This is a genomic window from Sphingomonas longa (assembly GCF_016892685.1).
Lineage (GTDB): Bacteria > Pseudomonadota > Alphaproteobacteria > Sphingomonadales > Sphingomonadaceae > Sphingomonas > Sphingomonas longa.
In genome coordinates this window covers 220096-244055 of sequence record NZ_JAFEMC010000006.1, presented here as the reverse complement: position 1 = coordinate 244055, position 23960 = coordinate 220096, and the positions used below count along the sequence as shown (strand labels likewise).

Below are 23960 nucleotides of genomic sequence, written 5' to 3'. Positions count from 1 at the left end.
CCGTCTCCGCTCACCTCGCGGCAAGTGAATCAGACTGCCGGCACCACTGCAAGCCAGCCTTTTTCAACACAATCGGGCGATAGCAGCCGCTCGGCCATGCCTGGATGGGATCTGCCGGTGAGATCGCGCAAGCGTCCTCAACATCGGTCGTACACTGGGAAGATTGTTCCGCTGACCTGACGGGATGCAGCTCGTAAGGTCGCGCTTCGGTGCCGCTCCTTCAACTCCTCTGTATTATATGATTAATAAAGTGGAGTGACTGCCTGTGCCTTGGCGGACACACAATTTAGTATACTCTACAACGCATTGACAACGTAGGACTGAATGGTAGCACTACCATAAGGGTGTCGGCTAACGGCTGGCTATCAATAAGCGGCGATCAAGCCGCAAGGGGAGGAAGTATGAAAGAGTCCAAGCTCATTGGCGCGCTCGTCCGCACATCTTCGATCGGCGTGCTGGCGTTGTGCATCGCTACACCTGCGGCCGCGCAGGTTGTCGGCGGCGGAAACGACGCCAATGCTCCCGCGACCAACGCCCAGCCGGGGTCCGAAGGCGCTGCCCGTGAGGCGCAGGACGGTGCGACCACGGCCGCAGCGACATCCGACTCGGGCGATGACATCGTTGTCACCGGCATCCGGGCCTCGTTGAACCGCGCGATCGACATCAAGCGGAACTCCAACGGTATCGTCGACGCCATCTCCGCCGAAGACATCGGCAAGTTCCCCGACACCAACCTGGCCGAGTCGCTTCAGCGCGTGACGGGCGTATCGATCAACCGCGTCAACGGCGAGGGTTCCGAAGTGACCGCCCGCGGCTTCGGCGGCGGCTTCAATCTCGTCACGCTGAACGGCCGCCAGCTGCCGGCGACCAATCTTCAGGGCGTCGGTGGCGACCAGAGCGTCGACTTCGCGACGGCAACGGGCCGTTCGTTCGACTTCGGCAATCTGGCGTCGGAAGGCGTCAGCACGCTGGAGGTCTACAAGACCGGTCGCGCGGCGATCCCCACGGGCGGCATCGGCGCGACCATCAACGTGATCACCCGCAAGCCGCTCGATTCCCGTGAAGCCGGCCTGACCGGATCGGTCGGTGCGAAGGCGGTGTACGACACCAGCATCGAGAAGGACGAGGACGGTCTGGCGAAGATCACGCCGGAAGTGTCCGGTCTCGTGAACTGGAAGAACGACAACGACACCTTCGGCGTGTCGCTGTTCGGCAGCTACCAGAAGCGCAATTCGGCCGCCGCCAGCTCCACGTCGAACGCGTGGAACATCCGCACGATCGACAACCCGGGCGATATCATCGGCGCGAACACGGTCGTGACCAACCGGCCGCCCAGCGGCAGCCTGATCGCGTTTCCCAACGACGCCCGCTACCACTTCTCGGAGTCGGAGCGCGAGCGGATCAACGCATCTGGCGTCGTCCAATTCCGGCCGGTCGAAAGCCTGCTGCTCACCGCGGACGTGCTGTGGGCGCAGAACCGGCAGAGCGAGGCGCGACAGGACCAGACCAACTGGCTCAACCGCCCGTTCGGCAGCGTGACGTTCGACAACAGCCCGGTTCCGACCGCCACCGTCATCTCGCAGGCCGTTCCCGACCCGAAGGACACCGGCTACGAGCAGCAGTTCCGGGCGACGAAGGACAAGCTGGAGGAATATGGCCTCAACGCCGCGTGGGACGTGAACGACACGTTCAAGCTCATCGCCGACATCCAGCATTCCAAGTCGCAGGCGTTGCCCGATGCGTCCAACGGCGCGAGTTCGACGCTGTTCTCGATGGGCGCCAACGTGGTCAACGGTCAGACGATCGACTGGTCGAACGGCTTCCCGCAGATCAACGAGACGATCAACGACTGCCGCGCGCTCGCGACGAGCAGCGGTCCGGGTCGCGTGATCGGCAATTGCAACAACCAGCTCGACGTCGGCGATCTCGGCACGCAGGTCGCCCGGACCAACACCGCCCGGCAGACGCAGACCATCAACCAGGCGCAGCTCGGTTTGGGCTGGGATCTGGGCGAGGGCAGCAAGGCGGAATTCGGCGGCAGCTACATCGACTCGAAGCTGCGTTCGACGCGCACGCAGACGACGCAGACGCTGGGTGACTGGAGCATCAGCAATCCCGGCGAGGTCGAGGCGCAGGCCGGCGACCTGATCAAGACGTTCTGCCTCGTCTGCAAGTTCGACAAGTTCAAGCCGGGCGTGACCGGCCCCGGCCTCAACGCCTTCCGCGGCAACGCCGTCGCCCTCACCGACATCTTCTCGTCGCTCTACTCGGCACGCGGCAACCTGGTCAGCGCCGGTTCCGCCAACGACGACAGCATTCGGGAGAAGATCGCCTCCGTCTACGGCCAGTTGACCTGGAAGGGACAGATCGCCGGCGCCGAGGCGACGTTGGTCGTGGGTGCCCGCTACGAAGTCACGAAGGTTCGCGCCTTCTCGCGCGTGAACGGGCCGTCCGCCATCATCTGGACATCGGACAACGACTTCAACGTGCCGGGATCGGCGACGGCGACGCCGCTGTCCGGGCGCGGCAGCTACGACAATCTCCTCCCCTCCATCGACTTCCAGATCTCGCCGGTCGAGGACGTCATCACGCGCGTATCGTTCAGTCGCACGATTGCGCGGCCGTCGTACGGGAACCAGTTCGTCAGTTCGACCGCGGGAGCGGGCAGCCGGGCGACCCTGTTCGGCGGCCAGCCGAACGGGACGACGGGCAATCCGAACCTGAGGCCGCTCATCTCGGACAATTTCGATGTCTCGGCCGAGTGGTACTTCAAGCCGTCGAGCTACCTGTCCGCCGGTTTCTTCGACAAGCGCGTCCGCAACTTCCTGGGCACCGGCCTGTCGAACGGGAATCTGTTCGGGCTCCGCGACGCGACGACCGGCGCGCCCGGTTCTCGCTCCGGAACGGCCGCGGCGGCGCTGGCCCGGCTGGGTCTGGATCGTTCCGACATCAACCTCTTCAGCTATACGGCGAGGCTGATCCAGAACGGCGGCAATATCGGCCAGACCGATGCCGACATCCGCGCGAACAGCTCGGGTACCGCCGTCAACCAGGGCTATTTCGACACCCTGTCGCGTGAAGTCGACATCACGCCGGATGCGAACGATCCGCTGGCCGTGTTCTCCATTTCCTCGCCGATCAACAACCGCGACGCGGAGATCTACGGCGGCGAATTTGCAGGCCAGTACTTCTTCGGAGAGACGGGCATCGGTGTGGCGGCATCCTACACGCTGGTGCGCGGCAACGTCGGCATCGACGTCCTCGCCGCGCCGACGGTCGACCAGTTCGCCTTGCTCGGCCTGTCGGACACGGCGAACGCGTCGCTGATCTACGACAAGAACGGGATCTCGGCCCGCCTCACCTACAACTGGCGCGACAAGTTCCTGTCGGAAACCGGCCGCGGCGGCACCACCGATCGCAATCCGGTGTTCTTCGCGCCGTACACCACGGTGGATCTGAACGTCAGTTGGGACATCAGCCAGAAGATCGCGATCTCGCTGGAGGGGATCAATCTCACCAGCGAGTCCGTGCGCAGCTACGGCCGCTCGAAGAACCAGACGTTCTTCGCGCAGGAAAACAAGCCGCGGATCCTGGTCGGCGCCCGCTACCGCTTCTGATCCGCGCGTCCGTTACCACTCCCCTCCTCAAGGCCGCTCTTCGAAGCGGCCTTTTTTTCAGGCGGCCGAACCCTCGCTCGCTGGCCGCTGATGCAAAAACCGGGCAGCATCGTGAGATGTCGCGCTCCAGCCAAGAGACTTCCAAGCCGATGAACCGCGTGCTGCTCAACAATGTCGATCATGCCGATCTGCGCGTCGCCATTCGCGCGGGGGCGGAGTTCGGCGACGGCGTCAATCAGCTGCCGATCTTTCCGTCCGAGTTCGAGGCGGCCCAGCGATCCTTTCCGATCATCTTCCGGCCTGAGGGCGAAGGGCTTCAGGCGCATGTCCTGCTCGGACTGGACCGCGACGAAAACCTGTTTCTGGACGGTGACCGTTGGACGAGCGGCTACGTGCCCGCGTTTCAGCGTCGCGGCCCCTTCTCGATCGCCGTGAGCCCCGGCACGGCAAACGACGGCGAACCGGCCGAGCCGATGATCCACATCGACCTGGACGACCCCCGCGTCGGAGCCGAGGACGGATTGCCGGTGTTCCGGGAGCATGGCGGCAACGCACCGTTGCTGAACCACATGACCGGCGTCCTGCGCACGATCTATCAGGGACTCGAGACGGCACCCGCCATCTATGCGGCGTGGCGGGAGGCTGGCCTGCTCCGGTCCATGACGTTGCAGATCAGTCTCGACGACGACCTGACCTATGATCTCCCCGATCTGTTCATCGTAGATCGCCAGGCACTCGCCGACCTGTCGGGCGAGATGCTCGAAAGGCTGCATCGATCGGGTCTGCTGGAAGGCGCATTCCTGGCTGCGGCTTCGCTCGGCAACGTGCAGCGGCTGATCGAGCTGAAGAACATCAAGAGGGCGGCCGAATGAACGACGTCGCCTCCGGCCAGCCTATCACGTCGAGGCGCGTGCGGGAGATCGACGCCGCGCAGGCGGGGTCGATCGATCCCCAGGCGCTCGTGCTGGCAGGCGAGCCGGTCGTCGTGCGCGGCCTCGCGCGGGACTGGCCGCTGGTGGCCGCCGGGCGCGATGGCGCGAAGGCCGCAGCGGATTATCTTTTGTCCTTTTACAACGGCCGGCCGGGCGTCGGCTACACGGCGCCTGCGGAAGCCGGCGGTCGCTATTTCTATGACGACAGCTTCTATGACGGCAGCGCCACACGGTTGAACTTCGAGGCGGAGCGGGTCCGGCTCGACGACTATATCGGCGGCATGCTCACGCGGCTGGGCGACCGGGGCGCGCCGTCATTCTACATCGGCTCGACCGACCTCCAAGGCTATTTTCCCGGTCTTGCGGCCGCGGGCAATGATTTCGAGCTTGACGGCCCCGCCTTCGACACCGTCCTGCGCAGTATCTGGATCGGGACGCGGACCACCGCATCCGCACACCACGACATGGCGAACAACATCGCCTGTGTCGCGGTCGGCGAGCGTCGCTTCACGCTGTTCCCGCCGGAGCAGATCGCGAATCTCTATCCGGGCCCGCTGGAGCCGACACCGGGCGGTCAGGTCGTCTCGATGGTCGATTTCCGCTCACCCGATCTCGAGCGGTTCCCCGACTTCGCCAAGGCGCAACAGGCCGCGCAGGTCGCGGAACTGGGGCCGGGCGATGCGGTGATCTATCCCGCGCTGTGGTGGCATCACGTGGAGGCGCTTTCCGACTTCAACATGATGATCAACTTCTGGTGGAACGATGCTCCAGCGTTCATGGATTCCCCCATGAACACCCTGCTCCACGGGCTGTTGAGCCTGCGGGATCGGTCGCCGCACGAGAAACGGGCATGGGCAGCCTTATTCGACTATTACGTGTTCGGGCCCGCGGAACGTCCGACCGCGCATCTGCCGGACGCGGCGCAGGGCCCGTTGGCCAGGCTGGACCCGATGTCTGCACGGCAATTGCGAGCCAAGCTTCTTCAACGGATCAACCGATGACCGAACCGACGGATCGACGCCGCATCGTCATCGCCGGGGGCGGCACCGCAGGCTGGCTGGCGGCCGCGATCCTGACGCGCCAGCTCGGCGCGCTGGCCGAGGTGACGCTCGTCGAATCCGAAGATATCGGATCGGTGGGCGTCGGCGAGTCCACGATTCCCACGGTCCGGGCGTTCCACGCGCTGATCGGCATCGACGAGCAGGAGTTCGTGCGCGCCACCGGCGCCAGCTTCAAGCTCGCGATCTCGTTCGAGAACTGGGCGCACGATGGGGATCGCTACATCCACTCGTTCGGGGATGTCGGCAAATCGACCTGGATGAGCGACTTTCAGCATTTCTGGCTGGAGGCTCGCGCCCGCGGACTTGCCAAGCCCTTCGGTGCCTACTGCCTCGAACACGAAGCCGCCGCTGCCAAGCGTTTCGCCACCGGCGGGCAGCCAGCGCTGAACTATGCGTATCATTTCGACGCCGGCCGCTACGCACGGTATCTACGGCAGCGGTGTGAAGCGAACGGGCTTCGCCGCGTCGAGGGCAAAATAGCGGGCGTCGAGCAGGATCCCGAAAGCGGCGACATCGCCGCACTCGTTATGGCGAATGGCGAGCGGATCGAGGGCGACCTCTTCTTCGACTGCACCGGCTTTCGCGCGTTGTTGATCGGCGAAACACTGGGGGTCGAATTCGAGGACTGGAGCCACTGGCTGCCGACGAACCGCGCGCTTGCGATGCAGACGAGCGCAACCGAACCCGCCGTCCCCTATACCCGGGCGATCGCGCACGATGCGGGCTGGCGATGGAAGATCCCGTTGCAACACCGCGTCGGGAACGGGCTGGTCTATTGCGCCGATTATCTGGATGACGACGCCGCCCGCGAACGCCTCCTCGCGTCGGTTGAGGGCGAGCATCTGATCGAGCCGCGGCTCATCCGGTTCCGGACCGGCCGGCGCAAGGCGGCATGGCATCGGAACTGCATCGCACTGAGCCTCGCCAGCGGCTTCGTCGAACCCCTGGAATCGACGAGCATCCATTTGATCATGATCGCGCTCACCCGCTTCCTTCAACTCCTGCCGGCGGGGCGACCGAGCGCGGCCGTCATCGCGCGCTTCAACGATCAGGCCGCACGGGAGATCGAAGGCGTGCGCGACTTCATCATCCTCCACTACCATCTGAACGATCGTCAGGAGCCGTTCTGGCGCGACCGGCGGGAGATGAAGGTCCCCGACAGTCTGGCAGAGCGCATCGCGTTGTTCCGCGACAGCGGCAATGCGTTCCAGGCCGACCATGAGCTTTTCCGGGTCGCATCGTGGTTGCAGGTGATGCTCGGCCAGCGGCTCACGCCGGACAGTCATCATCCGGTCGTCAAGCTGATGCCGCCCGACCAGCTCAAGGCCGTGATGAAGAGCATGAGCGACACCATCGCAACCACGGTACGGCAGCTTCCGCCCCATCAAGCGTTCATCGACCGCTATTGCGCCGGATCGGCCGGCTAGTCCTCGCGGGCCGTCCGCCGCGCGCTTTCAGGCAGCGGTTCAAGCGCGCCGGCCCGTGCGGGAGCGACCACCGACCAACCTGTGAAGCGTTTGCACGTCGCGTGCAAACACGCTAATACTGAACCATATGGTTCAGTATTCCAGTCCCATACTCGATCTTTCGTTTGCGGCGCTGTCCGACGCGACCCGCCGCGGGATCATCGATCAGCTTGGGCGCGGGGCGGCGTCGATCACCGGTCTGGCGGAAAGATTCCAGATGACGCTGACCGGCATGAAGAAGCACGTCGCGATTCTGGAGCGGGCCGGGCTCGTCGTCACGCACAAGGCCGGACGGGTCAGAACCTGCACGCTGGGGGAACGGGGCCTCGCCGCGGAGGCGGAGTGGATCGAGGCGCACCGCATGCTCTTCGAGGCGCGCTTCGGAGCACTGGACGACATCATCAACGAGCTGCAACGGGAGGTACGCGATGGATCGGCAGGATAGCAGCGCATTCGGGGCGCAGAACCGCACCTCGGTCGAGCGGGTCGGCGACCGCGAACTGGTCATCACCCGGACCTTCGACGCGCCGCCGGACACGGTCTATCGGGCCTGGACCCAGCCCGATCTGTTCCGGCGCTGGTGGATGCCGAAGTCGGCCTCCGGCGTTGCGCTCGTCACGTGCGATTTGGACGTCCGCACCGGCGGCAAATACCGGCTGGAGTTCAGCGCCGGGGGCCCGGAGACCATGTCGTTCTTCGGCAAATATCTCGACGTGGTGCCGAACGAGCGGATCGTCTGGACCAACGACGAGGGTGAGGAGGGCGCGATCACGACGGTGACCTTCACGGACCAGCACGGAAAGACGTTGCTGACCTTCCACGAACTCTACCCGTCGACCGAGGCGCTGGAGGAAGCGCTGCAAGGCGGGGCAGCCGCATTGCCGGAGCAGATGGACCAGCTTGGAGAGGTGGTCCGCGACCCCGCTATCTGACGCGGTCGGCGGACCGCTTCGACGTTGTCGCTCGAGAGGCGGCTCCGCGGCCCCTCGCGTCGGCTCCGCGTAGCGGAACGGTGTAGGTGAACCGGCATGAGCGTTTTCGCCCGGACCGAGATGTCGACGATCGATGCCGTGCGACGGACGGGCATCGCACGTGGACCTTCGCAAACACCTAAAGTGGGGAGCATTGCCCTGGATTAGAAAGGAAAATCGATCCTCCGGCTACGGTGCTTCCGGGTGGGGCCCGGTTTGGAGATGCTCAGGATGGCTACTACGCGCACCCGTTCGACCACCGCGATCGAACCGCGCCTTCTACTGTGCTTCTCGCATCTTCGATGGGACTTCGTCTTCCAGCGCCCCCAGCATCTGCTGACTCGCTTCGCCGCGCGATTTTCGGTCGTCGTCTGGGAAGAAGCGATCGCCGGCGATGTGGATCGCCCGTCCCTCTCCGTCCGTGACGACGCCACCGGCGTCAGGATTGTCACGCCGCAGCTTCCGTGGGGACTGGACCCTGCCGGAACGCAATCCGCCCTCGCAGCCTTGCTGCAGGAATTCCTGGCCGCCGAGCCCCCGGTGGCCGTCCGCTGGTACTACACGCCGATGATGCTGGCGTTCTCACGCGAGATCGCGGCGGACTGCACCGTCTATGATTGCATGGACGAGCTTTCCGCCTTTCGCTTCGCACCGCCCGAATTGCTGCAACTGGAGGAGGACCTGCTGGTCGCCGCCGACCTGGTGTTTACGGGGGGGTACAGCCTGTACGAGGCGAAGCGCACGCGCCATGCCGATGTCCGGCCGTTTCCGTCCAGCGTCGACGTCGCGCATTTCGCACGGGCGCGCGACCACGCACCGGGACGTACCGCGAACCCGCGGCTCGGCTTCTACGGTGTCGTCGACGAACGCATGGACCTGATGCTGTTGCAGGAACTGGCCGATGCTCGGCCGGACTGGACGATCGAGATCGTCGGCCCGGTGGTCAAGATCGACCCTGCCGATCTGCCACAGCGCGCCAACCTGCATTATACCGGCGCACGGACATACGACCAGTTGCCGGACACGATCGCGAGCTGGGACGTCGCGTTGATGCCGTTCGCGATCAACGAAGCGACGCGTTTCATCAGCCCGACCAAGACGCCCGAATACCTCGCCGCGGGTCGGCCGGTAGTGTCCACGCCGGTGATCGATGTCGCCCGCCACTACGGCACCACGCCAGCCGTCCGCATCGCGGCTGCCGGCGCACGGTTCGTGGAAGCATGCGAGGAGGCGCTGGCACTGGTGCGCGACGACGACCTTGGTTGGCGCGACGACGCGGACACGCTTCTGGCGGCGATGTCTTGGGACGATACCGCGGCCGCCATGATGGCCGCCATCGACGAGGTCCTGCCCCGCGCGGCGCCGGATCATTATGACTGCCTCGTCGTCGGGGCAGGCTTCGCTGGCGCGGTCATGGCCGAACGATTGGCCGCTGACGGCGGCAAGCGGGTCCTGGTCATCGACAAACGGCCGCATATCGCCGGCAACGCCTTCGATGTCGAAGACGCAGCCGGGATCCTGATCCATCAATATGGTCCGCACATCTTCCACACCAACTCGGCCGAGGTCTTCGACTATCTCTCGCGCTTTACCGGCTGGCGTCCCTACGAGCACCGCGTACTGGCGGAGGTGCGCGGACAACAGGTGCCGATCCCCATCAACCGCACGACCCTGAACGCGCTGTTCGATGCGGGGCTGGAGACGGACGACGATGCCGCCCGGTTCCTCTCGGCGCGGGCCGAGCCGGTGGCCGACATTCGCACGTCGGAGGATGTCGTCGTCGCTGCGGTCGGCCAGGAACTCTATCGACTGTTCTTCCGCGGCTACACGCGCAAACAATGGGGCCTCGACCCGTCCGAACTCGACAAGGGCGTGACCGCACGCGTGCCGACGCGGACGAACACCGATGACCGCTACTTCGCCGACACCTTCCAGGCGATGCCGCGGAATGGCTACACCGCGATGTTTGCAGCGATGCTCGACCATCCCAACATTACTGTGCGGCTCGCAACCGACTTCGCGTCCATCAAGAACGATGTCAGCTACGATCTGCTCGTCTTCACCGGCCCGGTCGACGAATATTTCGAACAGCGGTACGGCCCCCTGCCCTACCGATCGCTGCGGTTCGAGCATCGCACTTTGCCTGTAGAGCAGCATCAGCGCGTCGCAGTCGTCAATTATCCTGACGAAGCCGTCCCGTATACGCGCGTGACCGAGTACAAGCACCTGACCGGTCAAACGTCCGCAGTGACCAGCGTTACCTATGAATATCCGGCCGCGGACGGTGACCCATATTACCCCATACCGCGTCCCGAGAACCATGCGCTGTTCAAACGCTACGAGGCGCTGACGTTGGCAGAGCCGAACGTCGTCTTCGTAGGACGGCTGGCGACCTACCGATATTACAATATGGATCAGGTCGTGGGGCAGGCATTGGCGACGTACCGGCGGTTGAAAGCCCGCGGGCAGGAGGCGTTGCTCGCGGCGGCAGAGTAGCGGCATCGGGCTGCTGCACGCCGTGCATCTTTATGCTTAATGCATGCGTAACTCGGGTCTTACGCTGCATCGATCAGGCAGCGAGGGTGGCGCCACGAGCCGGCTCATCGGTCGCGTGTCGCCACAACAGGGGAGGATACGCATGCGCGTTTTTCACATCGTCGCCACGTTGGGGCTTCTCGCCGCCAGCCCGGCCTTTGCCGCGGATATCGTCACGATCACTCCAAACCCTGCGCCGAGTGGCCAGGCTCAATCTCCTGCGCCGTTCACCTATCGTGGGACCAGCGGGAGCCGCACCCAGCAGGTCTACGCCTCCAGCTTCTTCTCCGGACCGCAGATGCTGACCAGCCTCGCATTCCGTTCGACGCCTGGTTTCCGCAACGGCGCGAACTATGCGAGCGTCAACATCAGCCTCTCAACGACGATGTTCGGTGATGAGACCGGGACCCCGCTGTCGGCAGATTTCTCGAGCAACATCGGCTCGGATGTCACGCGAGTTTATCAGGGTGCGATCTCGTTCGCGGCGCCCACTACAGACGGCTTCGAGTACATCGTCAATTTCGAGAACGCCTTTCGCTACGACCCATCGATGGGAAATCTGTTGCTCGACGTAACGATTCCGGTTGGGTCGAGTGTCGATGGCCCAGGCTTCTTCCTCGCCTCGTACGATACGGCGAACAGCTTCGACGACGGCGTTTATAGCGTGAATTCGGTGTTCGATGGTGCGGCGACCAGCGGGATTGCCAACACGGCAGCAACTATCACGCAGTTCACTGGCACTGCGCTGGCTGGCGCGGTTCCCGAGCCCGACACCTGGGCGCTGATGATCGGCGGCTTCGGCGTGGTCGGTGGTGCGATGCGCCGCCGACGCGTGAGCACCAAAGCCGTGTTCGCCTGATCAGTTTCCCCGAGCGGGGATGGGAAAGCCGTCGATCGCAAGATCGGCGGCTATTTGGAGACAAGGTTCCATCTCAAACCTTCGCTGTTAGCGTTCCAGCAGCCGAAGGCATTCGTCATGTTGTTCGGCCAACGCGTTGAGCGCTGCCGACGCCCCTTCGTCCGATATGCCGGCCGCCAACCTCCGACAGCGAGAGGCAGCCACGGAATGGTCGTCCGTGCGGTTCATGAGAGCCTGTAGCGCTACGGTCAGGTTGGCGAAGGTCATGACCGATGTTAAGGAACAATCACGTTCCCGCCATTAACATAGTTAAGTTTTAACGCCCTTCGCGAGCATCCGGTGCATCAGGCTTCCTTGAAGCGCTTGTCGGATCGATCATCTTCTCTCTTGCGAGCATCGTCCTCCTGACGATCGATGTCTGCGGCGTATTCTTCGTAAGCCGCGACCGCGTCGGGCGCGGTTTCATCGGTAATCAGATCACGCACGCTCTGGGCGAGTTCGCGAAGTTCCCCGCTTCGGCGCCGACGCTCGCCTCCCCCGATATTCAAATGCAAGAGCCCCCGCGCTGGTCGCGACCTATCTGATCCGCGTGGGATTACGGTAATACCAAACCTACTTAAGCGCAAACATCCATCGAAGCGGGTAAGGCGAAGGCCGGAAGTTTGGGGCACAGCTATGAATAGCTTTGGTCGCGATCACGTTTCCGCTTTCGAGGATGGTCGGCAGCATGGCTCTTCGCTCGCGGCGTGGGCCGGGCACTGTCCATTCGATCGCGAGTCCAGCCCCATGCAGCACCGGGAATGGTTCGATGGCTTTAGCCACGGCCGGACCCATGCTGGACTTGTTCCGCAGCCGGGACGCTACGCCGTCAGACCTTGACCGGCATTGCCGCCGATCCATCATCGCCCAACGTCCGTTTATATCTTCGCGGCTCCCGGTCGGACCAGCGGCAATCCAAGCTCGACGTGCACAGATGGTTGGAGATGCGTAGAGGGTGCGCGCCTTCCCGACTGGTCGGGCGGACGCTGCCTGTGCGCGCATCCGAACCCTGGCTTGGCATTCGTCCTGATGTGCGGTGCCCGGCGCAGCGTGGGCATTGTCGCTGTCGTTTCCCGGTCGCGATCAATGGCTTTCGCTCAGCCCTCCTTGACGCTCGCAGGAATTCTCGCCCGCCGCTTCGCCCCCGCGGGTTGTAGCAGCCCGGGGCCGGCTTCCATCTCAAGCCGCTGAGCCTGGATCTGCGCCTGCCGCACGCGCTCGCTCTTCGCCATGATGTCCGTCTCGTCGAAAGCGGGGCGGCTGCTGTCCCAGTGCACCCCCGTCCGAGCTTGCGGGGGCGCGGTGACGAGCGCCGCCGCCAAAAGCATGATGTGCATCGCTGATCTCCGCCGATCTCTATGGTTAACGAGATACGGGTGATCAGCCGGGAAGATGCCTTCACGGCAATACGTACGAGCCCCTGCGCGTGACCTGCTCGGACTACCGCATGTTCTCCGCAAATATCCGGCAGCGGCCTACCTCGTTCGGCAGGGGGAGAAGCCGGGCATCTGCCCGATCCTCCTCGACGCCGCTCGTCAGATCGTCGGGATCCATTTCCCCGGCGCAGACCGGCGATGCGACGACCCCAACCGACGTTCACGTCAACCGGACGATCAAGGCGCTTTACAAACGCACGCGTATTGCCCGGAGCGGCAAGGCGATCACATTGACCAACTGGGCTTGCTGAAGGCCATCGCAGAATTTAGTTCTGATTATCTACCCCAGTATTAGCGAAAATTTTTAGGTCGGGCGTGTACTGGGCGCATGTACGCACTCCTGCCGCCTAACCCACGTTGTCGCGCATAGTCGCCCGTCGCGTAAAACCGCGCTATGCCAATCTACACCATCACGATCGTGAACGAGCACTTCTCCCAGTCCGGCGAGCAAGAGAAAGCCGATGACAACGAAGCCTGGCAGGCAGCCATCTCGGGGACGATTGCGATCGCCGGCGAGCAGGTCTCGCACGGCAATCCCTTCTTCGGTGCGGAGGTGACCGTCGCGCGGGGAGACGAACGGGTCGGGCGCTATGTGGTGTCGGTGGGCGCAACACCGCTCAGGGATTGAACGCGGCCCCCCGTATCAAACCAGCGGCAACCAGAGACCGATTGATGTCGTCGCGCAGGAGCGCAGGTGAAGCAACGGGCAGGGTTAAGCCCGCCCGTGATCACCTCGCGAAGGTCACTCGTTGCCTTTCGTCGGGACCAATGCCGCCAAGAACCCGATGAGAGTGACCGAACCCGAACAATCGTGCCCTGCCCAGGCACAGAAGGAGCAGCATGGCTGCCCTCCCGGATCAGCGGGTTCTTGCCGGTGAGTGAGCCCTAGACCGATCGAACCGGCAATCGACACGGAAGCCGGCATGCACAAATTGTCATCTTCCAGGCACAGCGAAATCGTTGTCGTTTCTCGCGTCAGAGGCGCACCTAGCCTTGATTGCTCCACAAACGTCGAAGGTGGCACGCAGGACGGAAGCGTCGCCGTTCGCATCCCAAGCCGCAGTCCTGCGCGGACATCAGGCCGGAAAGATCATAGGCATCATGACGCGACTTGAACGTGCAAACAACGTTGCCGACCTGCGCCTGATGGCCCGTCGCCGTCTGCCGCGACCGATCTTCGACTATATCGACGGCGGTGCGGATGACGAGGTGTCGCTGCGTCGGAACGCGACGGCATTCGCGCAGTACGAGCTGGTTCCCGACGTCCTCAACGACGTGTCGAATATCCGGACGGAAACAAGGATCTTCGGGCAATCGTCGCGCTGGCCGCTGATGCTGTCGCCAACCGGCCTTACCCGTATGTTCCATGACCGGGCCGAACTCGCCGTGGCGGGCGCTGCCGCGCGACACGGCCTTCTCTACAGCCTGTCGACGATGGGCACGACGCGGTTGGAGGATCTCGCGCAGGCGTTTGCAGGCCCGAAAGTCTTCCAGATCTACATCTTCAAGGACCGCGGGTTGACCGCGGAATTCGTGGCGCGCTGTCGGGATGCAGGGTTTCACGGACTGGCGTTGACGGTCGACACACCCGTCGCCGGCAATCGCGAGCGAGATCGCGTCAGCGGCCTCTCGCTACCCCCGAAGCTGACGCTCCGGTCCTTGCTCAGCTTCGCCTTGCATCCGTCCTGGTCGCTTCCGGCTCTCACCGGCTCCAAGTTCGACCTCGCGAACGTCAGTCACAAGATCGACGCCCTGGCATCGGGGCCGATGAGCCTGTTCAACTATGTCGGAAGCCAGTTCGACCCGTCGATCGGCTGGCGCGATGTCGAATGGCTTGCACGCGAATGGAATGGGCCGCTTGCGATCAAAGGCGTGATGACCCCCGACGATGCCCGCCGGTCGATTGCATCGGGCGCAACCGGCGTGATGATCTCCAATCATGGCGGTCGTCAGCTCGACGGCGCGCCCGCCCCGGTCGATCAGATCGAGGCAGTCCGCAATGCCGTCGGCGATGAACCCGACGTGATCTGCGATGGCGGTATCAGGCGCGGCTCGGACATCGTCAAGGCGCTCGCCCTCGGGGCGACCGCTTGTTCGATCGGCCGCCCGTATCTTTATGCCCTGGCCGCCGGTGGTCAGCCCGGTGTCGATCACCTGCTCACCCTGCTCAGGGAGGAATTTGTTCGAACAATGATGCTCGCGGGTATCAGCGACATCGCGTCGGTGTCTCGCCGCCACGTGCGGAACCGGGCTCGCGGAGCGGTACAGCCCTAGCCGAGCTTGCTCTACCTCGACGCTTCCGCGGTTCGGAACGGCGGCCGGTCGCATGATGCGGCTGGGTCGCCATGATCGTATGAGCAGGTTCTTCCGCTGCTGGCCCGCAGTTCCTAGCCATGCCGCCATCGCCGTCCGCGACGAACAGGACGGCGGCACCGATCGACCGCCCAGAAAGGTCGACTGACGCTTCCCGATTGACCTCGGCTCCCAAACCACCAATGCGTGTGCTTCCCCGTGCCGGCTGGACGTATCTGCCGCACCAATGAAGTAGCTCGATCTTGCGGCTTTCCCTGCCCTTCGGCTTTGCCTCTCAGGACATGGCTATCGATCTCGGAACGGTGAACACGCTGGTGTTCGTCGCCGGCCGGGGCATCGTCCTGAACGAGCCATCGGTGGTGGCGATCGAAACCCGCAACGGTGTTCCAAGAGTGCTGGCGGTGGGTGCCGACGCCAAGCTGATGATGGGCCGGACGCCGGAACACGTCGAGACGATCCGCCCGTTGCGCGACGGTGTCATCGCCGACATCGATGTCGCGGAACAGATGATCAAGCACTTCATCAAGAAGGTGCATGGCGGCTCGAACCGTTTCCAGCGACGCCCGAGGATGGTGATCTGCGTGCCAGCCGGATCGACGCAGGTCGAGCGCAGGGCTATTCGCCAGGCCGCATCGAGCGCCGGGGCGGCCGAGGTCCACCTGATCGAGGAGTCGCTGGCCGCCGCGATCGGCGCCGGCCTGCCGATCACTCAACCTACCGGCTTCATGGTGCTCGACATCGGTGGCGGCACCACGGAAGTCGCGGTGCTGTCGCTCGGCGCCCTCGCCTACAGCAGCTCGGTGCGCGTCGGCGGCGACAAATTCGATGAAGCCATCGCTTCGCATATCCGGCGCAGGCACAACCTGATGATCGGCGAAGCCACCGCCGAACGGATCAAGCACGAACTCGGCGCGGCGTCGCGGCCCACCGACGGAGAAGAAGTCCACCTCCACGTCCGAGGGCGTGATCTGATGGATGGAATTCCAAAGGAAATCGTCATCAGTCAGTCCGAAGTGGCCGACGCGTTGACCGACCTCGTCGCCCAGATCATCGACGCCGTCATGAAGACGCTGGAGCAGATGGTGCCCGAACTTGCAGCGGATATCGTCGAGCAGGGCATCGTCATGACCGGTGGCGGGTCGCTCTTGCTGCGGCTGGACGAGGTGTTGAGCAGAGCCACCGGCTTGCCGGTGATCGTCGCCGAAGCGCCGTTGATGTGCGTTGCATTGGGCGCCGGACGCGCTCTTGAAGATGACGCCTTCATCGGCGTGCTGAGCACCGGCTGACGATCCCGAATGGTCGATCAGTCGATCGCAGCCGTCATCCTCCCCTTCTTGGCGCTTTTCCGCTGCGAGCACGTCGGGTGGCGACCATGACGCTGTTCACGCCATCCTCCAGATCGAGCTTGCGCCAGCGATCGACGCGGGCGGGATCGAGGAGTCCGTCTGCTATCGCCGGACGAATGGCGCACCCCGGCTCCTCCCCGTGGCTGCAATTCGTAAACCGGCATTCCAGCGCCACGGCCATCACGTCATCGAATACCTCCGTGACGCCAGTGGCGACTTCGGACATCTGAAGCTCCCGCATGCCGGGAGTGTCGATCAGCCATCCTCCGCCATCCGCACCGCCAGCAAGGCGATGCATCTCGCGCACGGTCGTGGTGTGCCGCCCCTTGCCGTCGTCGTCGCGAACAGCCTGTGTCGCGATCTGATCCGATCCTCTCAGGGTATTGACGAGGGTCGACTTGCCGACACCCGACGACCCCACTAGCGCGACCGTCTCGCCGAAACGGCAATAGGCCGCGAGACCCGCAACACTCTTCGGATCACGTCCGTCGACCTGCTCCACGTGCAAGCCGGCCTGAAGCGCGCGCGCCGCATCGACAAACCGCTCTGACGGGGCAGCAAGGTCCATCTTCGTCACGACCACGACGGGCCGGACACCCGTCTCGCGCGCCAGCACGAGGTAGCGTTCGAGCCGCGCGACGTTGAAGTCCTGATTGCCGGACGTGACGATGAACAGCGTGTCGACGTTAGCGGCGATGAGCTGCGTCCGGCGATCGTCGCCAGGGGCAGGCCGCTTGAACAGGCTCGTTCGGGTAAGCAGGCGCACGACACTGCGGGTCGTGCGATCGATCAGCAGCCAGTCGCCGACCGTCGGCCTGTCATCCGCTACGCCACCTGTCGGCATTCTGGACGAAATGGACTCCTCGCCCGCGTCGCCGGCGACGGTCACTCTTCCGCGATGAACGGACAGGACGCGGACAGGCGTGCAGTCGCCAAGCTCCTCGACCGCAACCTGTTCGCCAAAGAACGACGTCCAGCCGAGCTCCGCCACAGCGGAAGAGATGGTGGTCATCGTCGCATCACTGATCCTGGGCATCACCCGACTGGTCGGGATCCGCGGCCACCTGCCCGCCAGCCCGCTTGTCTGCCTTGGCCTGCGCCTTCTTGGCCGCGTCTGCTGTCTTCGCCTTCTCGCGCTCGCGACGTTCGAAGTCGTAATTTGGTTTGCGGGGTATATCGGTGCTCCAAACTTCGTTAGCGGATCGAAGCATAATGCTCGACCGCTGAACTGTTTCCACCTGGCTACACCGATACGCCGCCCGGAACCAGCCTCGCAGAATTATCAGGACTGCACGACATGATGGACGGCTCTTCGGAAGCGTGGGACGGTCAGCGTGTCCGCACGTGGTTGGAGCGCCGGCTCAGCGCGGCACGTCTGGATCAGGCGGCGGCCGACAGGCAGGGTTATGCGGCGCGAGACGACTATGACAAGGCGGCCGCCGAAGAATGGGTGTGCCGTGCCTTGCAAGTCGGTGGACAAACCGACGACCGATCCGCGTTCGCCGCACAGGTGAAGACGCTGCTGAACCAGGACGGATATCCGACCACCGGCATCTATGACGATACGCGGTTCGAGCGGCACGTTCGTGCCGTGCTCCGAAAGCTTGCCAAGATGATCAAGGCGAATGATGGGTTTGCGAACACGTTGCGATTTCAGGGATGAACTCCTGCGACGTGCCGAAACACACACGATGATGCAATGCAGGAAAGCAGATGGCTCGCAAACATCCGAAACATGGTCCGTACCCGGAAGCCGAAACCGAGGATGACGCGCCGCCGGCACCCGTAGCATGCTGGCTCTGCGCTCGTCCGACCGGCAAGACGATCGTCTGGCATCATCCCGTGCCCAAAAGCCGGGGCGGGAGGGACGTTGTTCCGATGCACCCCATCTGTCAGCAAACCCTGATGGCCAACTTCACGAATTCGGAACTTCAACGACATGGGCTGGACGTCGCGGCCTTGCTCGCCAACCCCAATGTGCGGAAGTTCGTCGACTGGGTCTCGAACAAGGATCCCGACTTCACGGCGACGATAGCCAAGAAACAGCGTTAGCTCGTGCCTGGGCTCGCCCCGGAAACAAGGAGGGTTCGTTCGAGGTGAACGGCGAACTCCCAGACGAAGCAGGGACGGTCCACGACGGAATTCGACGATGAAGCTGTGTGGCCGAGAGTGCCCGCTCTTCAACACCTAGGTGCAGGCGCCTCAGCTACGTCCGTCCGTGGTTTGCCTTGCAGAACGGGAAAGTCGTTAACCTGCTTTGGGCAGCGGGAACGCAGAGGCTTCGGCTCGCTTTTCGTCTATCGTAACAGCGGTAAGCGAGACCTGCGTATGGCGACGAACGTGGAAGACAGGAGTACGGCACCAAGCCCGTATGCCCTGACGCTTCGCGACGCCTTGAACGGTTCTGCCGAGACGATCACGCGGATGACGGCGGGCGAAGTGAAGGTCCACGTCATAGCGTCGTACGAGTCGATTTTCGCGGTGATCCGGCGGTCAGGCGGGGGCGGCCTCGCGGTTCGGGCGGCCTTCATCGTTGGACGCTTCGACGCCAGGCGGGCCGAAGCAGAATCGGGCGAGGCGGCGCGGGTCGTCGTGACCACGGACTTCGGTGAATACGTCATCTCGTTTTCGGCCGACAACGAGGCTTTGGAACGACTGCGGATCACGACACGCTTTACGCCTTCTGCGACAATGCTGATGCCGCCGATGCCGCGAGATCTGTACGCGCTTGGTGCAGACGGCGATGTGGTTGCCACATCCGGCGAGATCGAGGCGCGGCAACGCGGTTTGAACGCCGGGATCCTGTATTTTCGATTATCCGAGCCACCGTTCGGCAATGTTCTCTACATGCAGAACCTGACGGCGCTGAACCCGTATTTCGAGGCGACCGGGACCAAGCCCGAAGCCGCGGTCGGGGGCACCTGGCCTGAGCTTGGTTTTCGGCTGCCGACGCCGGAGGAAGGCGCGACGGAGGCGGCGCTGGTGGCAGGGGTCGAGTACGTCCTGTCCGATGCCATTCTGGTCCTCCGTCACGAGGCACCGCCGCACGAGCGGGAGTCCGCGCGGCAGTTCCTCCAGATGCTCGGCGCCGCCTATCAGTTGCTGGATCTACCCGCGGTCGAGTTCCGCGACTGGGTTGGGCGGGCGGAGAAGTCGGCGCACGATCTCGACACCGCACCGGCGGCGACGATCGAGCATTATGGCCACCGCTACGTCCATCCCTATACCGGCGCGGAGTATCCCGACGTCATGGTCCAGATGTCGGTGATCGCAGCGCTCCACGGCTGGGGGGAATGGCGCGGCGAGGCACATCCGCTGGAGGCGCAACTGAAGGCGGGGCTCCGCCGCTTCTACGACCCACAGCTGCGCACGATCCGGCGCTATCTGCCGAACGTCGGCGACGACAAGAATGCCGATGCCGTCGACAGCTGGTATATGTACCACCCGCTGCTGAACCTCGGCATCCTCGCGCTCGGCGAGGACGAGGAGGCCCGCAACCTTTTCCTCGACTCGATCGACTTCGCGGTGCGCGCGGCCCGTCATTTCAAATACCGCTGGCCGATCCAGTACGACATCACCGACTTCAGCGTGATCGACGAAACCGCGCCTGCCGACGGCCGCGGCCAGACCGACGTCGGCGGCATCTACGCGTGGGTCATGTTGCAGGCGTTCGAGTTGACGGACGACAAGATGTTCCTGGACGAGGCGCGGGCCGCGATCGATGCGGCGATGGGTTTGCGGTTCAACGTCAACTACCAGGCGAACCTGACCGCCTGGGGTGCTACCGCCTGCATGCGGCTTTGGCGGGTCACCAACGACGAGGTCTACCGCGAGCAGAGCTACGTCTATCTCGCCAGTTTCTTCCACAACAGCATCATATGGGACAGCCGGATCGGCCACGCCAAACATTACGAGACGTTCCTGGCGGTCACCTGTCTTCAGGATGCGCCGTACATGGCGATGTACGAGTGTTTCGACACGTTCGTCGCGTTCGAGCGCTTCTGCAACGACAGCGGCCCCGATCTGGAACCTGCTGCACGGATGCTAGTCAGCGAATATTGCAAATATGCGCTGTCGCGGGCCTGGTATTATTATCCCGACGCTTTGCCCGCGGACGTGATCGCCGACCAACAGCGTGAGAACAACGGCCATGTCGATGGCAAGCTGTCCTTCCCGCTGGAGGACCTCTACCCCGACGGCCAATGCGCCGGGCAGGTGGGGCAGGAGGTATACGGCGCGGGTGCCGCGTTCATCTTCGCGACCCGGGCCTTCCATCCTGTCGAGGGCGCGCCGTTCCAGCTGTTCTGCGACCATTTCGTGCGCGCGATGGAGCGGACCGGCGATCGCGCGCTGACGATCACGCTGGACGGCGGCGAGACCTGTGCCGCCAATCTGCGACTGGTCCGTCTCAAGCGGCGCAAGCTGCCGAAATCGACGGTGCGTACTGCGACCGGCGACAGCATCCGGCCGAACGCCACCACCACCGACCGCATCGATTACCGCGTTCCCGCGGCCGGCCGCCTCGTCCTGACCTGGGAGTGACCCATGACCTCGGATCCGACTTCGCTCACCGGTAAGCGGGTGCTGCTGACCGGCGGCACCACCGGCATCGGCCGCGCCACGTTGCAATTGCTGGTGGCGCAGGGCGCGCGCGTACTAACCTACGGCAGGCACCAAGAAGCGTTGGACTCGGCGCTGGACGAGTTCGGGCCAGCCGGCAGCGGGCAGGCGTTCGGCATGATTGCGGACTCCGCGGACAAGGCGCAGGTGGACCGGGTCTTCGCCGCCGTCGACGAACGACTGGGCGGGATCGACATGCTGGTGGCGTGCGCGGCGCTGGGCGCCGATCCGCTGGACGAGATGGCGGACGAGGACTGGCGGTACGTGATCGACACCAACCTCGTCGGCTATCTTGCCTGCGCCAAGGCGGCGATCACGCGCATGGAAGCGCAAGGCGGTGGCCACCTGCTGTTCGTCGGATCGATCAGCACCGAGATCAAGGCCCCCGGCGAGAGCGTCTATTCGGCGACCAAGGCCGGCATCCAGGCCTTTGCCGAAACGCTCCGCAAGGAGGTCGCCGAGCGTAACATCCGTGTCAGCGTGATCCAGCCCGGCTCCGTCGACACCGACATGCAGGAATGTAGCGACGACGAAAAGCGCGCCGCCGTCGACCGACACGAGATGCTGACCGCGACGGAGATCGCGGAGGCGATCGTCTTTGTCCTGACGCGTCCGGCGGGCACCGACGTCGTCAACCTCCGGATCGAACCCCGATTGCAGAAGACGAGCTGATACCGGCTTAGCTTCTCGTCATGACGGTGATACCGCCATTCCGCTCCAGAACGGCATACTGGATGTCGGACGAGGAACCGATGCCATGCATGCGCGCGGCGGCAACGACGCCTTCCCGACGGACGCCCATGCCCTTCAGCACGTCCTCCCGCCACTCGCCTCCCTGAACGATCACGATCGGCGTGCCGTCGACGATCGCACCGATCCGCGGACTCCGGCTTTTGGCCCAGGAGACGAAGCGGTGGAGGGAGGCGACGGCGATCACCGCGCAGGTGCAGTTCGTCACCGACCGGTCGGGCCCGAGAGTCGCGAGGATGATGACACCCCCGATCAGGAACACGAGCACGAACTCGAACAGCGTCATCTGCGATCCTGCCCGCCGGGCGAGCACACGCACGACGAGCAACAGGATGAAGTATCCGGCGGTCGCTCTCAGGATCGTATCCATGTAGGTGGCTCAGGGCAGGACGAGCACGCGTCGCGTGATCGGCGCCGCATCGGCGAGCTGGATCTTGAACGTGTAGCGACCGGGCGCGGCCGGCTGAAGCTGGATTTGCACCGCCGCTGGAGCCGCCGTCACCGGGACGACGTAGCTGATGCCACCCCGTCCGGGTGTGGAGGTCGACGGCTGCGGCGCGATACGTTGCGCGCCGAGATCGCGCACGACCGCATCACTGACATGAAACTGCACATGCCCGTTACGGATCGCAGCAGGCCCGAAACGCAACGTCATCGTCGAGGGCGTGTTCGCCCGTTCGATCCGCTCATAGTCCACGATCAGCGCCCTGTCGGGTGTCGACGCTTCGGCCTTGGCCAGCCATCCGCGCCCGAACAGCCCTGCCAGATCGCAGACGATGACGATCAGGAACACGGTCCAGACGAGCTTCTCGAACCGCCACCAGCGCCGCTGGAAGTCGAGGTCCTCGCCCACGGCGATTTCGTCATCCACCTTGGGCACGGAGTCTTCGACGGGGTTTAGGAAGGACTCGCGCGTCATCATGCGTCTCGCGGGGGGTGTTGGGGTTTGGGGATGACGGCGATTTGTCCGAACGTTTCCAGCACCGCGATGCGGATGCCGGACAGATCGCGAATGCCCTGCTCGCGCGCCACGTTCATCACGTCGTCATCCTGAACCATCATCCGGCGCAGCGTATCCGTGCGCCATCCGCGCGCCTCCATCAGGATCAGCGGCACGCCGTCGAGCACCTTCATGACGCGATCCGATCGAAACCGCAGCATCGACAGCGTGCGGTGGCACAGCGCGAGCGTCAGGATCTGGCAGACGCCGTTGACCATCGACGCCTCGATCCCGACCATGCCGGTGAGCGTCAGCCCCCCGAGATAAAAGATCAGCACGAATTCGAACGGCGTCAGCTGTTTGCCAAGCCGTTGTTCGACGATGCGCTCGACCAGCACCAGGATCAGGTACCCGACCGCTGCGCGTATCGGAGTTACCCGAGCTGGACGGACCGTCTGAGCGTCGACGCCAGTTCCGGCATCTCCGCGAGTGCAGCCGCCTCTGCCTGCGTAGCAGCCGAACCGTTCACGATCGCGACAAGGCGGGCGAAGGAGAACTGCTGCGGGCGATGCACGAGGACGACATCGGCACCCACGCGGAGCTCGCCGCCTTCGAGCACGCGGTAGTACCAGCCGGAGCGACCGCTCCTGACCATCGCACGCGCCATTCTCGGATCGCCAAAATACGCAACAAGCTTGAAGCATGGTTGACGCGGCTGACACACCTGCAAGGTGACGGAGCCGATCTGGTGCACGTCGCCGACGCACAACCCGCTTTCATCCAATCCGGCGATCGTCAGGTTCTCACCCATGCCGCCAGCGACGAACAGCTCGGACCGCTCCGGGAACTCGGCTCGCCACGCGGGATAGTGGCTGGCGGAATACCCGTAGACGGCTTTTTCCGGCCCACCGTGCACGGAATGGTCCGCCTGCTCGTCCCCGCTCAACCCCAGCGACGACACCGACACCGTGCCGACAACGGGTCGCTTCACATAGCCGCTCGGCACGGCCTTCGATCCCAACGGCGCGACCTGGCCGACCTGTACGCCCTCCACGCTGATCGTCATGCTTCCCCC

At 64.1% G+C, this 23960-nt stretch carries 25 protein-coding genes; 17 read left to right on the top strand and 8 right to left on the bottom strand.

The genetic code is table 11. From position 1 onward, the window contains the following. The 9 genes from ILT43_RS18030 to ILT43_RS17990 all read left to right on the top strand — a co-directional run. The coding region (locus ILT43_RS18030; protein ID WP_204200377.1) for a hypothetical protein at window positions 1-180 on the top strand (180 nt) is incomplete at its 5' end. A 221-nt stretch (window positions 181-401) separates the two neighbouring features. After that, on the top strand, window positions 402-3617 hold the full coding sequence (locus tag ILT43_RS18025) for a TonB-dependent receptor (protein WP_204200376.1): 3216 nt from the start codon (window positions 402-404) through the stop codon (window positions 3615-3617). 149 nt (window positions 3618-3766) lie between these two features. Continuing rightward, window positions 3767-4489, top strand: coding sequence for a SapC family protein (locus tag ILT43_RS18020; RefSeq protein ID WP_204200375.1), 723 nt, complete (start codon window positions 3767-3769; stop codon window positions 4487-4489). Further along, window positions 4486-5550 (top strand): cupin-like domain-containing protein, encoded by a 1065-nt coding sequence (locus ILT43_RS18015; RefSeq protein WP_204200374.1) that lies wholly within the window; start codon window positions 4486-4488, stop codon window positions 5548-5550. Before ILT43_RS18020 ends, ILT43_RS18015 begins: the two co-directional genes overlap by 4 nt. Beyond that, window positions 5547-7037, top strand: coding sequence for a tryptophan halogenase family protein (locus tag ILT43_RS18010; RefSeq protein WP_204200373.1), 1491 nt, complete (start codon window positions 5547-5549; stop codon window positions 7035-7037). The genes ILT43_RS18015 and ILT43_RS18010 overlap by 4 nt, the downstream gene beginning before the upstream one ends. A gap of 127 nt (window positions 7038-7164) precedes the next feature. Further along, on the top strand, window positions 7165-7521 hold the full coding sequence (locus ILT43_RS18005; RefSeq protein ID WP_204200372.1) for an ArsR/SmtB family transcription factor: 357 nt from the start codon (window positions 7165-7167) through the stop codon (window positions 7519-7521). Beyond that, window positions 7505-8008: an SRPBCC domain-containing protein gene (locus ILT43_RS18000; RefSeq protein WP_204200371.1), complete on the top strand. Its 504-nt coding sequence runs from the start codon at window positions 7505-7507 to the stop codon at window positions 8006-8008. The genes ILT43_RS18005 and ILT43_RS18000 overlap by 17 nt, the downstream gene beginning before the upstream one ends. 270 nt (window positions 8009-8278) lie before the next feature. Then, window positions 8279-10543 (top strand): UDP-galactopyranose mutase, encoded by a 2265-nt coding sequence (glf, locus tag ILT43_RS17995; protein WP_204200370.1) that lies wholly within the window; start codon window positions 8279-8281, stop codon window positions 10541-10543. Between the two features lie 142 nt (window positions 10544-10685). Then, window positions 10686-11441, top strand: a complete 756-nt coding sequence (locus tag ILT43_RS17990) for a PEPxxWA-CTERM sorting domain-containing protein (protein ID WP_204200369.1) — start codon at window positions 10686-10688, stop codon at window positions 11439-11441. A gap of 87 nt (window positions 11442-11528) precedes the next feature. On the opposite strand, the gene ILT43_RS17985 is transcribed toward ILT43_RS17990, so the two are convergent. The 3 genes from ILT43_RS17985 to ILT43_RS17975 all read right to left on the bottom strand — a co-directional run bounded on the left by ILT43_RS17985 (window position 11529) and on the right by ILT43_RS17975 (window position 12817). Beyond that, on the bottom strand, window positions 11529-11708 hold the full coding sequence (locus ILT43_RS17985; RefSeq protein WP_204200368.1) for a hypothetical protein: 180 nt from the start codon (window positions 11706-11708) through the stop codon (window positions 11529-11531). A gap of 77 nt (window positions 11709-11785) precedes the next feature. Beyond that, complete coding sequence (locus ILT43_RS17980; RefSeq protein ID WP_204200367.1) at window positions 11786-11926, bottom strand: hypothetical protein; 141 nt, start codon at window positions 11924-11926, stop codon at window positions 11786-11788. 651 nt (window positions 11927-12577) lie between these two features. Beyond that, window positions 12578-12817 (bottom strand): hypothetical protein, encoded by a 240-nt coding sequence (locus ILT43_RS17975; protein ID WP_204200366.1) that lies wholly within the window; start codon window positions 12815-12817, stop codon window positions 12578-12580. A 493-nt stretch (window positions 12818-13310) separates the two neighbouring features. Here ILT43_RS17975 and ILT43_RS17970 point away from each other — a divergent pair, with 493 nt between their 5' ends. The 3 genes from ILT43_RS17970 to ILT43_RS17960 all read left to right on the top strand — a co-directional run bounded on the left by ILT43_RS17970 (window position 13311) and on the right by ILT43_RS17960 (window position 16515). Then, a complete protein-coding gene (locus tag ILT43_RS17970) occupies window positions 13311-13544 on the top strand; it encodes a hypothetical protein (protein ID WP_204200365.1) in 234 nt (77 codons plus the stop codon). Between the two features lie 332 nt (window positions 13545-13876). Next, window positions 13877-15190 carry an alpha-hydroxy acid oxidase gene (locus ILT43_RS17965; RefSeq protein WP_204200364.1) on the top strand — a complete coding sequence of 438 codons (1314 nt, stop codon included), beginning with the start codon at window positions 13877-13879 and terminating at the stop codon, window positions 15188-15190. A 281-nt stretch (window positions 15191-15471) separates the two neighbouring features. After that, the gene (locus tag ILT43_RS17960; RefSeq protein WP_275431471.1) at window positions 15472-16515 is read left to right on the top strand and encodes a rod shape-determining protein; all 1044 of its coding nucleotides are present in this window, start codon (window positions 15472-15474) and stop codon (window positions 16513-16515) included. Between the two features lie 34 nt (window positions 16516-16549). On the opposite strand, the gene rsgA is transcribed toward ILT43_RS17960, so the two are convergent. After that, on the bottom strand, window positions 16550-17587 hold the full coding sequence (rsgA, locus tag ILT43_RS17955) for a ribosome small subunit-dependent GTPase A (protein WP_204200362.1): 1038 nt from the start codon (window positions 17585-17587) through the stop codon (window positions 16550-16552). On the opposite strand from rsgA, the gene ILT43_RS17950 reads away from it, so the two are divergent. From ILT43_RS17950 to ILT43_RS17930, 5 genes are all read left to right on the top strand, one after another. Further along, window positions 17577-17876 carry a hypothetical protein gene (locus tag ILT43_RS17950; RefSeq protein ID WP_204200361.1) on the top strand — a complete coding sequence of 100 codons (300 nt, stop codon included), beginning with the start codon at window positions 17577-17579 and terminating at the stop codon, window positions 17874-17876. The genes rsgA and ILT43_RS17950 overlap by 11 nt on opposite strands. After that, window positions 17876-18238, top strand: a complete 363-nt coding sequence (locus tag ILT43_RS17945) for a hypothetical protein (protein WP_239475045.1) — start codon at window positions 17876-17878, stop codon at window positions 18236-18238. Before ILT43_RS17950 ends, ILT43_RS17945 begins: the two co-directional genes overlap by 1 nt. A 50-nt stretch (window positions 18239-18288) precedes the next feature. Further along, entirely contained in the window at window positions 18289-18627 is a 339-nt protein-coding gene (locus tag ILT43_RS17940) for a hypothetical protein (RefSeq protein WP_204200359.1), read from the top strand. A gap of 288 nt (window positions 18628-18915) precedes the next feature. Next, window positions 18916-21117, top strand: a complete 2202-nt coding sequence (locus ILT43_RS17935) for a hypothetical protein (RefSeq protein WP_204200358.1) — start codon at window positions 18916-18918, stop codon at window positions 21115-21117. A gap of 3 nt (window positions 21118-21120) precedes the next feature. Continuing rightward, complete coding sequence (locus ILT43_RS17930) at window positions 21121-21867, top strand: SDR family oxidoreductase (protein ID WP_204200357.1); 747 nt, start codon at window positions 21121-21123, stop codon at window positions 21865-21867. 7 nt (window positions 21868-21874) lie between these two features. Here the strand turns inward: ILT43_RS17930 and ILT43_RS17925 are convergent, their stop codons facing one another. The 4 genes from ILT43_RS17925 to ILT43_RS17910 are packed head-to-tail and all read right to left on the bottom strand — an operon-like array spanning window position 21875 to window position 23951. Further along, window positions 21875-22315 carry a DUF421 domain-containing protein gene (locus tag ILT43_RS17925; RefSeq protein WP_204200356.1) on the bottom strand — a complete coding sequence of 147 codons (441 nt, stop codon included), beginning with the start codon at window positions 22313-22315 and terminating at the stop codon, window positions 21875-21877. A gap of 9 nt (window positions 22316-22324) precedes the next feature. Then, window positions 22325-22825 (bottom strand): hypothetical protein, encoded by a 501-nt coding sequence (locus tag ILT43_RS17920; protein ID WP_204200355.1) that lies wholly within the window; start codon window positions 22823-22825, stop codon window positions 22325-22327. Between the two features lie 38 nt (window positions 22826-22863). After that, window positions 22864-23283 (bottom strand): YetF domain-containing protein, encoded by a 420-nt coding sequence (locus ILT43_RS17915; RefSeq protein ID WP_204200354.1) that lies wholly within the window; start codon window positions 23281-23283, stop codon window positions 22864-22866. 35 nt (window positions 23284-23318) lie between these two features. Continuing rightward, a complete protein-coding gene (locus tag ILT43_RS17910; protein WP_204200353.1) occupies window positions 23319-23951 on the bottom strand; it encodes an MOSC domain-containing protein in 633 nt (210 codons plus the stop codon). Between the last annotated feature and the right edge of the window lie 9 nt (window positions 23952-23960).